This is a genomic window from Floccifex sp. (assembly GCF_051873495.1).
In the GTDB taxonomy this organism is placed as follows: Bacteria; Bacillota_I; Bacilli_A; order Erysipelotrichales; family Erysipelotrichaceae; genus Floccifex.
Genome location: NZ_JBJEEX010000052.1, coordinates 1 through 10802 on the forward strand (window position 1 = coordinate 1; position 10802 = coordinate 10802).

The 10802-nt window shown below is 32.0% G+C and carries 15 protein-coding genes; all 15 read left to right on the top strand.

Annotation, left to right across the window (positions count from 1 at the left end):
• The first annotated feature begins 184 nt into the window (after positions 1-184).
• Positions 185-316: a hypothetical protein gene (locus ACI313_RS03360; protein ID WP_320608514.1), complete on the top strand. Its 132-nt coding sequence runs from the start codon at positions 185-187 to the stop codon at positions 314-316.
• Positions 317-964: 648 nt separating this feature from the next.
• Positions 965-1291 carry a hypothetical protein gene (locus ACI313_RS03365; protein ID WP_320608515.1) on the top strand — a complete coding sequence of 109 codons (327 nt, stop codon included), beginning with the start codon at positions 965-967 and terminating at the stop codon, positions 1289-1291.
• A 31-nt stretch (positions 1292-1322) separates the two neighbouring features.
• Positions 1323-1514 (top strand): hypothetical protein, encoded by a 192-nt coding sequence (locus tag ACI313_RS03370; RefSeq protein WP_320608516.1) that lies wholly within the window; start codon positions 1323-1325, stop codon positions 1512-1514.
• Between the two features lie 21 nt (positions 1515-1535).
• Positions 1536-1775 carry a hypothetical protein gene (locus ACI313_RS03375; protein WP_320608517.1) on the top strand — a complete coding sequence of 80 codons (240 nt, stop codon included), beginning with the start codon at positions 1536-1538 and terminating at the stop codon, positions 1773-1775.
• 329 nt (positions 1776-2104) lie between these two features.
• Complete coding sequence (locus ACI313_RS03380) at positions 2105-2263, top strand: hypothetical protein (protein ID WP_320608518.1); 159 nt, start codon at positions 2105-2107, stop codon at positions 2261-2263.
• 248 nt (positions 2264-2511) lie between these two features.
• The gene (locus tag ACI313_RS03385) at positions 2512-3837 is read left to right on the top strand and encodes an aminopeptidase (RefSeq protein WP_439755264.1); all 1326 of its coding nucleotides are present in this window, start codon (positions 2512-2514) and stop codon (positions 3835-3837) included.
• Complete coding sequence (locus tag ACI313_RS03390; RefSeq protein WP_439755265.1) at positions 3828-4709, top strand: YitT family protein; 882 nt, start codon at positions 3828-3830, stop codon at positions 4707-4709. The genes ACI313_RS03385 and ACI313_RS03390 overlap by 10 nt, the downstream gene beginning before the upstream one ends.
• Positions 4710-4745: 36 nt before the next feature.
• Positions 4746-5411 carry an orotate phosphoribosyltransferase gene (pyrE, locus tag ACI313_RS03395; RefSeq protein WP_439755266.1) on the top strand — a complete coding sequence of 222 codons (666 nt, stop codon included), beginning with the start codon at positions 4746-4748 and terminating at the stop codon, positions 5409-5411.
• Between the two features lie 29 nt (positions 5412-5440).
• A complete protein-coding gene (locus ACI313_RS03400; protein WP_320608522.1) occupies positions 5441-6211 on the top strand; it encodes a class I SAM-dependent methyltransferase in 771 nt (256 codons plus the stop codon).
• A 66-nt stretch (positions 6212-6277) separates the two neighbouring features.
• Entirely contained in the window at positions 6278-6859 is a 582-nt protein-coding gene (locus tag ACI313_RS03405; protein WP_320608523.1) for an AAA family ATPase, read from the top strand.
• A 59-nt stretch (positions 6860-6918) separates the two neighbouring features.
• The gene (locus tag ACI313_RS03410; protein WP_439755267.1) at positions 6919-8253 is read left to right on the top strand and encodes a replication-associated recombination protein A; all 1335 of its coding nucleotides are present in this window, start codon (positions 6919-6921) and stop codon (positions 8251-8253) included.
• Positions 8250-8705, top strand: a complete 456-nt coding sequence (tsaE, locus tag ACI313_RS03415; protein WP_320608525.1) for a tRNA (adenosine(37)-N6)-threonylcarbamoyltransferase complex ATPase subunit type 1 TsaE — start codon at positions 8250-8252, stop codon at positions 8703-8705. Before ACI313_RS03410 ends, tsaE begins: the two co-directional genes overlap by 4 nt.
• A complete protein-coding gene (gene tsaB, locus ACI313_RS03420; protein ID WP_320608526.1) occupies positions 8698-9288 on the top strand; it encodes a tRNA (adenosine(37)-N6)-threonylcarbamoyltransferase complex dimerization subunit type 1 TsaB in 591 nt (196 codons plus the stop codon). The genes tsaE and tsaB overlap by 8 nt, the downstream gene beginning before the upstream one ends.
• Positions 9285-9716 carry a ribosomal protein S18-alanine N-acetyltransferase gene (rimI, locus tag ACI313_RS03425; protein WP_439755268.1) on the top strand — a complete coding sequence of 144 codons (432 nt, stop codon included), beginning with the start codon at positions 9285-9287 and terminating at the stop codon, positions 9714-9716. The genes tsaB and rimI overlap by 4 nt, the downstream gene beginning before the upstream one ends.
• An 8-nt stretch (positions 9717-9724) precedes the next feature.
• Entirely contained in the window at positions 9725-10726 is a 1002-nt protein-coding gene (gene tsaD, locus ACI313_RS03430) for a tRNA (adenosine(37)-N6)-threonylcarbamoyltransferase complex transferase subunit TsaD (RefSeq protein ID WP_439755269.1), read from the top strand.
• Positions 10727-10802: the final 76 nt, after the last annotated feature.

Here is a 10802-nt window from a genome sequence, read left to right on the forward strand (position 1 = left end):
CAGGGCTATGCCCGAAACTGAAAAACCACCAGCTAGGCTGGTGGATATTTATTGTATTAAACGGTTAAATTAAACAAACATTAAGTAAATTTAATATTCATTAATGAAAACATAATTATTACTTAATTTATTGAATGTATATTAAATATGTAGTGATAAAAAAGTTAGAAGATGGAACACATTTATGAAAAGAATCATTACATCTTTTTATCAAAATCCACCTACTGAAACTAGAGAAGCAGATTGGCCAGATTATAATTACGGTGGCTGGATGGACACAATTAAAGACCCATCAAAAAAAACAAAAAGTAATTAAATGAATAAAGGAGACTCTTGGTACATATGTGGTAGCTAGTGCAGCCAATACGATGTATTATTTGATTTTTAAAAAAAAGACTTAAAGAAGCTATTCCCGGAATAGCCATAGGCGATGTTGCATCGTTTGTTTACTGTTTGGTTAAGTAGGGTTTTATTATGATTCACGATTTCTTTGAAACATTAGCCTGCATTATTGTTGTCATTTTTGTTATAGTTGCACTTATGTATTGGCTATCCAAAAGATCTTTTTCTAATAAAGTGAAGAATATCATATTGTTTATAGTAAGTATTCCTTTGACTTTTTGGGTTATGTTCCACATAAGCAGGGAAAGCATTTCAACAACTTTAGTATATGCTATTTGTTGTTCCAGTTCTATTGTATGGAGGTTCAATAAAGAATAGTAAAATTTTTTTCAAAAACTATATAAATATAAAGACTGATTCTATTTGGATCATACAATAATTATTTAAATTAATTATAGAAAGACTATTATATAAAAGATACTATTGTTATAAATAGTTTTTTAAGTTATAATTTGTTTGCGAAGACAAAAGGCGTTCAAAAAGTAAAAAAAACAATATCATATTAGAAGAACCACTAAAAGAAGCTTTGGAAAGCTAATCTTTTGAAAGGAGGGACAAATTTATGAATTTATATGGTTACTTCATGAAAATGGTTATAGATATTAGTCAATTTAGTCCGAAAACAATCGCAAATATAATTTTTTTATTGAAACTCCTTGGAATTATTATCGTAGTAGTTGGATTTATAATAGCTATTTCATTAAATAAGAAGTATAATTCTAAATTTTCCTTTTTTATTAGTTTGGTTTTACTAATAAGTTATCGGATTTTTTTCTTACTATTAAATGGAAATATAAGCATAGAACAACTTCTTATATTTGTCTTTATCCAAGTTACATTGTTTGTTGCTTTAATTCTATATGCACAATATAAAAGAAAGAAACATTAGGCTAATCTTTTTGAAAGGAAGCCACTTGAACATGAATAAAAAAAATATATTAAATCTAGCAATATTGATTGTTGAATATTTATTTGGATTGAGAACTTTAATCTGGTGTTTTGAGTTTATGCAAGAAAGTTATTTTGGTTTTGTTGGTTCCATTATAATGTTGATTGTATTGATAGGATTTTTATACATAGAAACTAAAAAATATATGGATAATAAGTTTTAAGTTTAGTAAGAGGAATAAGCAATGGAAACAGAAATAATACTAACATTCATTTTTACAGCTATAATGTTTCCGCTTAATCTAAAAATAGCAGAAAAGTTAAAAGATAATAAATATAAATTTTTGATTATTGGATTAATTTTTGTTGTTGAATTTATTTTGTATTATAAATATATTTGGTCCAGTTCTTGGTTAACAATGTTATTGATATTAGTAGGATATATACCAGCTATAGTTGTATATGTTAAAAGTGAAATAAAATAAAAATCCTATCGTTTAAACGATAGGACATTCTTTTTAGAGAAGAGAGAGAAATATATTATGAACAAAGGTTATTTATTATCTTCCTTTGATGATTCTATAATAAATAATACCTGTCATAAAAATATAAATAAAATTTGTTAAAAAATGTGAAAGTCAATCGAATTAATGGGAATTATGTTAAAAAAGCTGATCAAATAAGACCAGCTTTCCATCATTAAATTATATCAAAAAAAAAAGCGAAATATAGTCTATAAATTAATTTCAGATTATATATAATAAAATTACAAATATACAACAATTGCTGTATGTAACAAGAAAGGAGCATCTTTATGACAGATGAACAACGTAAAATGGTTGAAAAACTAAATGAGGACAATAAACAATTAAATGAAATCAATAAGTCACAAATTGAAGCTTCTAAGGCAAGACTTGTTGCTGGAATTCTTTTAGTAATTGTATTGTTGTGTATGATTTTTTTCCTTAAATAGATTTTTAGAGCTATCTTGATGATAGCTCAATTTTTATATAAACAAAAATAGCTGCCTTGGGCAGCTATTAGGAGAGAAAAGAGAATATATGAACAAAGGTTTTTTATTATCTTCCCTTTGATGGTTATATATTAAAACATTTATGTGTTTTAAATTTAGCAAGACTTTGTTAAATAATGTGAGAAATATGCGTATTTTTGTCAATTATGGGGAAATTGTTGTAATATTATAGGCGGAGGAAAAAAAGTATGAATCAAGAAATGAACCAAGTTTGTGAAAACTATAAAAAATATTTAAACGAAGCAAAGACAGAAAGAGAATGTGTAAATTTAATTTCATCTTTAGCTTTACAAAGCAATTATAAAGAACTAAAAGAAGTCAGTGAAATTCATCCAGGAGATAAAATTTTTGTGACTTATATGAATAAGTGCATTGTGTTATTCCAAGCAGGTAAACAACCACTATCTCATGGAATGAATATTTTAGGAGCTCATATTGATTCACCTCGATTAGATGTGAAACAAAATCCTTTATATGAAAACGAAGAATTTGCGTATTTTGATACGCACTATTATGGTGGAATTAAAAAATATCAATGGGTTACTCAACCATTAGCTCTACACGGTGTAGTTGTGAAAAAGAATGGAGAAGTAATCAATGTAAGTATTGGCGAAAAAGAAGACGATCCTGTACTAGTTATTACGGATTTACTTCCTCACTTGGCAAGCAATCAAATGAGTAAAAATGCTTCGGTAGTGATTGAAGGAGAAAACTTAGATGTATTAATTGGAAACACACCATTAAATGAAGACAAAGAAGCCGTAAAAGCGAATATCCTTCAAATTCTAAAAAATGAATACAACATTGAAGAAGCCGACCTAGCATCTTCAGAATTAGAAATTGTTCCTGCAGGTAAGGCAAGAGACTGTGGCTTAGATCGTTCCATGATTATTGGATACGGACAAGATGACCGTGTTTGTGCTTTTACAAGTGCCATGGCTATGTTGGAAACAGAAGACGTAGAAAGATGGTCTTGTTGCTTGTTAGTGGATAAAGAAGAAATTGGATCAACTGGAGCAACGGGAATGCAATCGCGATTCTTTGAAAATGTGATTGCCGAATTAGTGGCTATGACAGAAAAAGATTCTAATTTATTAGTTCGTCGTGCTCTACAAAACTCAAGAATGTTATCAAGTGATGTATCAGCGGGATACGATCCATTATATGCCGATGTATTTGAAAAACGTAGTTCCGCTTTCTTATCAAAAGGAGTGTCTTTCAATAAATACACAGGATCACGTGGAAAAAGTGGATCGAATGATGCCAATGCCGAATACATTGGACAAATTCGTAACATCATGGACAATGCCAATGTAAAATATCAATTCGCTGAATTAGGAAAAGTAGATGCTGGTGGTGGAGGTACCATTGCTTATATAATGGCAAATTATGGTATGCAAGTAATTGACAGTGGAGTAGCCGTTTTAAGTATGCACTCTCCTTATGAAGTTACCAGCAAAGTCGATGTGTATGAAGCCTATAAGGCATATAAGGCTTTCTTACAATGGGATTAATTAAAAATATAGGCCAAGTCCTACTAGGAAATTTTCTATTGGCCATTGCTGTTGTTGCCTTTATTATTCCCAGTCAAATTCCTATGGGAGGCTCAACAGGACTTGCCTTAGCTTTGAATCATTTCTTTGGATGGCGAACATCTATTGTGGTCTTTGTTGTCAATGTGATTTTATTAGTGATAGCATATTTTGCCTTTGGAAAAGAATTTGTATCCAAGACAATCTTAAGTACCCTTGTTTATCCTGTATTATTAGAAATTGTGAACTTAATTCCTGGAATTCATACCATTACCAATGATTTAATGCTGAATGCATTATTTGGTGGATTATTAATTGGCTGTAGTATGGGACTTGTTGTAAAAGCTGGTGGATCTACAGGTGGTACCGATGTAATTGCGATGTTGTTGAATAAATATACAAAATTAACCGTAGGAACAGGCGTTTATTTAGTTGATTTTTGTGTATTAGGACTACAAGCCATTTTCTCAAGTTTAGAAATGATTCTGTTTGGTGTTGTGTTAACATTCGTGATTTCGATGGTAATTAATCATTTACTACCCGATGGAAAAGTATCTTTACAAGTGATGGTTATTACCAAAGAATATGAAGCCATTCGAAAAGAAATATTATTTAAAACCCAAGCTGGAGTCACTTTATTTCACATAGAAACAGGCTATGCCCAAGAGAATCAAAAAGGATTAATTTGTGTAATTCCTAGATATAAATTATATGACTTAAAAGAAATGATATTTGAAATCGATCCATATGCTTTTTTGACAATCAGCATTGTTAGTGAAGTTGATGGACAAGGATTTACATCGGATCGTATATCGTTTGAGGAATATTCACAAAAAATTGAAGGAAATAAATAGAAATGATATGATGATATCAAATTAAAGGAGAAGTGTATGGAAGCATATAAACAAGAATTTATTGACTTTATGTTAGAAAGTAAAGTATTAAAATTTGGTGATTTTACTTTAAAATCAGGACGTAAAAGTCCATTCTTTATGAATGCTGGAGGATATGTAACCGGAAATCAATTAAAACGATTAGGAGAATACTATGCCAAAGCTATCGTAAATGAATTTGGATTGGATTTCGATGTTTTATTTGGACCAGCTTATAAAGGAATTCCTCTAGCTGTAGCTACTGTTATCGCATTTGATAACTTATACGGAAAAGAAGTTCGTTATTGCTCAGATCGTAAAGAATTAAAAGACCACGGAGCTGATGTAGGTGGTTTCTTAGGAACAAAACTACAAGATGGTGATCGTGTCATTATGATTGAAGATGTTACAACTTCAGGTAAATCAATGGAAGAAACAGTACCAAAGGTAAGAGGTGCTGCCAATGTTGAAATCAAAGGATTAATGGTTTCTTTAAATCGTAATGAAAAAGGAAAAGGAAATAAAACAGCTTTAAAAGAAGTAAGTGAATTATATGGATTCCCTACAGCTGCCATTGTTTCAATGCCAGAAGTAGTTGAATACTTAGAAAGTAAAAATGCATTGGATGCGGATTTAAAATCAAGAATTGATGCGTATTATGCTCAATATGGAGCAACAGAATAAAGTGCCAAATGGCACTTTTTAGGTGCAATATGAGTGAAAAATTAATTGCCTATTACAATAAATTCAATGAAGAAAAAAGATTAGATTCCCGTCATGGCCAAGTTGAATTTCGTATTACGATGAAATACATTCATAAATACCTAGAACAAATGAATTCTCCTTCTATTATTGAAGTAGGAGCGGGAACCGGTCGTTATTGTGTTTCATTAGCGAATGAAGGCTATGATGTATCCGCTATTGAATTAGTAAAAAGTAATTTAGGAACATTAAAAGCCAAAAAAAGTAGTGTAAAAGCATATTTAGGAAATGCCTTGGATTTATCTCGTTTTAAAGATAATAGCTTTGATTGTACTTTAGTATTAGGTCCTTTGTATCACTTAAAAACGAAAGAAGAACAAGTTCAAGCACTACAAGAAGCTAAGCGTATCACCAAAAACAATGGCATCATCATGGTTGCCTATGTTTTAAATGATTATAGTGTGATTCAACATGCCTTTATTGATGGAAATATTTTGAATTGTTTAGATCAATTAGATGAATCATTCCAAATTCATTCACCACAAGATTTATATAACCGCGTTCGTATTGAACAAATCGATGAATTAAATGAAATTGTATCATTACAACGATTAGAATTGATTGCTCCAGATGGACCAACGGATTATTTAAGACCCGTTATTAATAAAATGAGTGAAGAAGAATTTGAAATATTTATTAAATACGTAGAATCCATTGCCGAGCGAAAAGAACTATTAGGAGCGAGTTCTCACTTATTAGATATATTAAAAGTTAATAAATAAATTATCTTGAACCTCTTTTAGTGATAAAATATAGTAAACAAAACATCACAAGAAAGGAGGTTCATCATGAGTTATTCAGTTGTGACAATTACGCGTGAATTTGGTTCAGGAGGACGCACCATTGCCAAAAAATTAGCCGATGAATTAGGTTATGACTATTATGATTATGAACTAGTTGAAAAAATTGCGAAAGAAAGTGGTTTTGCCAAAGGATTTGTAGAAGAATACGGGGAAGAAGTACAACCCGGTGGATTCTTTTCTTACTTTGGAAATAACTGGGGTGCATTGAGCATCAACGATCAATTGTATTTCGCAGAACGAAAAGTTATTTTAGAATTAGCTGAAAAAGGAAATTGTGTTATTGTTGGTCGTTGTGCAGACTATATCTTAAAAGATAGAACCGATACGCTAAACGCATTTATCTATGCTGATTTAGAATGGAAAAAAGATCGTATTGTGAATTTATATGGAGAAACTGACGTGGATGTAGAAAAACGAATAATGGAAAAAGACAGACGTCGTAAAGCTTATTATAAATACTATACCGATCGTAAATGGAATCGTGCAGCTAATTATCATATTTCCCTTGAATCAAGTGAATTGGGAATTGATAAATGTGTAGAAATCTTGAAATCTATTGCGAAATAAGAAGAAGTGAGAAAGCCAATTAGGTTTTCTCACTTTTCTTTTGTGATATAATTAAGACTATGAAACAAGAATCACTATTTGAAGAAAAAAAAGATACGCGTCCTTTGGCGGATCGCATGCGACCAGAGACTTTAGATGAATATGTAGGACAAAAACAATTGGTTGATAAAGGAAACATTTTATGGAAGATGATTGAAAACGACCAATTGTCTTCAATGATTTTCTGGGGACCTCCGGGAGTAGGGAAAACCACATTGGCTCGTATTATTGCCAATCATACCAAAAGCTATTTTGTGGATTTTTCAGCTGTAACCAGTGGCATTAAAGAAATTAAAGAAGTGATGAAACAAGCGGATGAAAGAAAAATATTAGGACAAAGAACGATATTATTCGTAGATGAAATTCATCGCTTTAATAAAGCCCAACAAGATGCGTTTTTACCATATGTTGAAAAAGGAAGTATTGTCTTAATTGGAGCTACCACGGAAAATCCTAGCTTTGAAATTAATTCTGCCCTTTTATCAAGGTGTCGTGTATTTGTTCTTCATTCATTAGAAGCCAGTGATTTAGAACAATTAATTGAACGAGCATTAATTTCTCCTAAAGGATTTGGAGAATTAAACATTGATATATCCAAAGAGGATATATCTGCCATTGCTCAATTCAGTGCCGGTGATGCTCGTTTTTGTTTGAATACCTTAGAAATGGTTGTCTATAATTCACCAAGTGACATTGAAGGCATTCATGTTTCTAAAGATATTTTAAAACAATGTCTACAAAAGCGTTCTTTACTCTATGATAAAAACGGTGAAGAACACTACAATATTATTTCTGCTTTACATAAAAGCATTCGTAACAGTGATGTACAAGCAGCCATTTATTGGTTGGCAAGAATGTTAGAAGCTGGGGAAAATCCTTTATATGTCGCAAGACGTTTAGTACGCATTGCCAGTGAAGATGTAGGTATGGCCGATTCAAGAGCACTTGAAATATGTGTAGCTGCTTATCAAGCGACTCATTATTTAGGAATGCCAGAATGTAACGTGCATTTAACCCATGCCGTTGTTTATTTAGCCTTGGCGCCTAAATCCAATGCCTTGGAAGTCGCTTATAATAGCGCAAAAGAAGATGCCTTGAAAACATTAGATGCCCCAGTTCCTCTTCATATTCGTAATGCCCCTACTAAATTAATGAAAGAATTAGGATATAATAAAGGCTATGAATATTCACATGACTATGAATTTAAAATGACTGATATGACTTGTCTACCTGATGAGTTATTGAATCGAGAATATTATGTACCAACTAATCAAGGATCGGAAGTTAAGGTACAAAAGCGTTTAGAACAAATTAAGGCCATTAAGGCCCAAGTCGCAAGGAGTAGAAGAAAATGAAAACAATCGAAATACATTCATTAGAACAAACAAATGAGTTTGCGCAAAAAATAGCTGCTTGTTTAAAAGACAAACAAATGGTTATTACTTTAGATGGTGATTTAGGAGCGGGAAAGACAACATGGACTAAAGCACTTGGAAAAGCTTTAGGTGTTAAGTCTGTTATTAATTCACCAACTTTTACAATTTTAAAGTCTTATAAACAAGGAAACGGACAACCTTTACATCACATTGACGCCTATCGACTAGAAGGAGCCAGTCAAGATTTAGGATTTGAAGATTGTTTTGATGAAGGAATTTGTGTTGTGGAATGGTCACAATTTATTGAAGATCAATTACCAGAAGATCGTTTATGTATTTCCATTGAAGAAGGAATCGATGAAAATCGTATTATCACAATGGAAGCAACAGGACCAAATTCACAACAAGTATTGGAGGAATATCATGATTAGTTTATGTATGGATAGTGCTTATAAAAATTTAGTATTGGGATTGTATAAAGATTCCACTTTATTAAAAGGAATTTCAATTGAAGCATTCAAGAAACAAAGTGAAACAATCTTTGTGGAATTAAATCAATTATTAGAAGACACACAATTAGATTATGCCGATATTGATCGTGTCATCATTACCGATGGTCCAGGAAGCTATACAGGAATTCGTATTGCCATGACCATTGCCAAAGTATTGTGTTCACAAATGAAAAAAGAATTATATTGTATCTCGACTATGCAACTATATGCTGGAATGGATACAAGTGCTAATGTGATTTTAGATGCTCGTAGTAAACGAGGATATGTAGCTCACTTAGAAAATGGTGTACAAACAGAATTAGGTGTATTAACACTTGATGAAATTGATGAATTTTTAAAGAATCATCCAGGTACTTTATATGGAGATGGTTATTTAGTAAATCAAGAAGCACAACCTAGTGATTTCTTAAAGAATTTTATTGAAGTACCAGCTCGTAAAATTGACAATATTCATGCTCTAGTACCACAGTATTTAAAAGAAAGTGATTCGTATAAAGTATGATTTTTAGAGAAATGACCCAACAAGATTTAAATGAAGTCGTTCAATTGGAACAACTTTGTTTTAAGGAACCATGGACAAAGGAAAATTGTTTATATGAATTAAATGAAAATCCTTTTAGTCATGGTTGGCTTTTAATTGATGAAACAATTGTGGGATATGCGTTTTTATGGGAAACATTTGAAATGGCACAATTAGCTCGTATTGGAATTAATCCGCAAGTACGAAAAAAAGGATATGGAGATATTCTTTTAAAACACTTAATTGAACGTGCTAAGGAACAAGAATGTGAGTTTATGACTTTGGATGTACGTGTTTCCAATGAAGCAGCGCTTCGTTTATATCAAAAAAATGAATTTATACAAGTGAATGTATCAAAAGGTTATTATCCCGATGGAGAAGATGCGATTGTGATGACAAGAGCATTATAGGAGGACATATGATTATATTAGGAATTGAAAGTAGTTGTGATGAAACTGCGGTTTCTATTGTGAAAGATAAAAAAGAAATATTGGCAAGTATCGTTGCCAGTCAAATTGATGTACACAAAGAATTTGGTGGCGTAGTACCAGAAGTAGCGAGTCGAATTCATGTAGAAAATATTTCTTATTGTATTGAACAAGCATTTAGTCAAGCGAATATGACAATGGATGACATTGATGCCATTGCCGTTACCAAAGGACCTGGATTAATTGGATGTTTACATGTCGGTGTACAAGCTGCTAAAACACTTGCCTTTGCGTATCATAAACCATTGGTACCAGTTCATCATTTAGCTGGACACATTTATGCCAATGAATTGGTTGTTGATTTAGAATTTCCAGTGTTAGCTTTAGTTGTATCCGGAGGAAATTCAGAGCTTGTGTATATGAAAGATGAAACAAGTTTTGAGATTCTAGGACAAACTCAAGACGATGCCATTGGAGAGGCTTATGATAAAATAGCTCGTGTGTTGAATTTAGGATATCCAGGAGGTCCTAAAATTGATAAATTAGCACGTCAAGGAAAACCAGTTTATGCTTTAGCGAAACCAAAAACACAAGGAAAATATGATTTTAGTTTTTCAGGATTAAAGAGTAGTGTTTTACAGTTTGTGAAGCGTCAAGAACGATTAAATCAAACATATGATATGGCAGATTTAGCAGCTTCTTTTCAAGAAACAGCTCTAAATGAAATCTTTGATAAAGTTAAAGCCGTATTAAATGATTACCCTGATATTAAACACTTCGTAGTAGGTGGAGGGGTTAGTGCCAATTCTCGTTTAAGAGAAAAAATTGAAGAATTAAAACCAAAGTATCCGAATGTCACATTTACCGTTCCACCAATGTCTTGTTGCACAGACAATGCGAATATGATTGCGGTTGCTGGTGAAATCGCATATAAAGCAGGACGTAGAGCGGATGCAAGTTTAACAGCTGATTCGAGTTGGGAAATTCAATAAGGTGTTCAAATGAACATCTTATTTTTTGTCTACATAAAACCCCCAGATATTCTGGGGGTCAGGAAAAGCTTTAGCG

Bases quoted from the DNA above. Each gene is read 5' to 3' on its own strand.
- ACI313_RS03360 (WP_320608514.1), top strand. From the start codon at position 185: ATGAAAAGAATCATTACATCTTTTTATCAAAATCCACCTACTGAAACT.
- ACI313_RS03365 (WP_320608515.1), top strand. From the start codon at position 965: ATGAATTTATATGGTTACTTCATGAAAATGGTTATAGATATTAGTCAA.
- ACI313_RS03370 (WP_320608516.1), top strand. From the start codon at position 1,323: ATGAATAAAAAAAATATATTAAATCTAGCAATATTGATTGTTGAATAT.
- ACI313_RS03375 (WP_320608517.1), top strand. From the start codon at position 1,536: ATGGAAACAGAAATAATACTAACATTCATTTTTACAGCTATAATGTTT.
- ACI313_RS03380 (WP_320608518.1), top strand. From the start codon at position 2,105: ATGACAGATGAACAACGTAAAATGGTTGAAAAACTAAATGAGGACAAT.
- ACI313_RS03385 (WP_439755264.1), top strand. From the start codon at position 2,512: ATGAATCAAGAAATGAACCAAGTTTGTGAAAACTATAAAAAATATTTA.
- ACI313_RS03390 (WP_439755265.1), top strand. From the start codon at position 3,828: ATGGGATTAATTAAAAATATAGGCCAAGTCCTACTAGGAAATTTTCTA.
- pyrE (WP_439755266.1), top strand. From the start codon at position 4,746: ATGGAAGCATATAAACAAGAATTTATTGACTTTATGTTAGAAAGTAAA.
- ACI313_RS03400 (WP_320608522.1), top strand. From the start codon at position 5,441: ATGAGTGAAAAATTAATTGCCTATTACAATAAATTCAATGAAGAAAAA.
- ACI313_RS03405 (WP_320608523.1), top strand. From the start codon at position 6,278: ATGAGTTATTCAGTTGTGACAATTACGCGTGAATTTGGTTCAGGAGGA.
- ACI313_RS03410 (WP_439755267.1), top strand. From the start codon at position 6,919: ATGAAACAAGAATCACTATTTGAAGAAAAAAAAGATACGCGTCCTTTG.
- tsaE (WP_320608525.1), top strand. From the start codon at position 8,250: ATGAAAACAATCGAAATACATTCATTAGAACAAACAAATGAGTTTGCG.
- tsaB (WP_320608526.1), top strand. From the start codon at position 8,698: ATGATTAGTTTATGTATGGATAGTGCTTATAAAAATTTAGTATTGGGA.
- rimI (WP_439755268.1), top strand. From the start codon at position 9,285: ATGATTTTTAGAGAAATGACCCAACAAGATTTAAATGAAGTCGTTCAA.
- tsaD (WP_439755269.1), top strand. From the start codon at position 9,725: ATGATTATATTAGGAATTGAAAGTAGTTGTGATGAAACTGCGGTTTCT.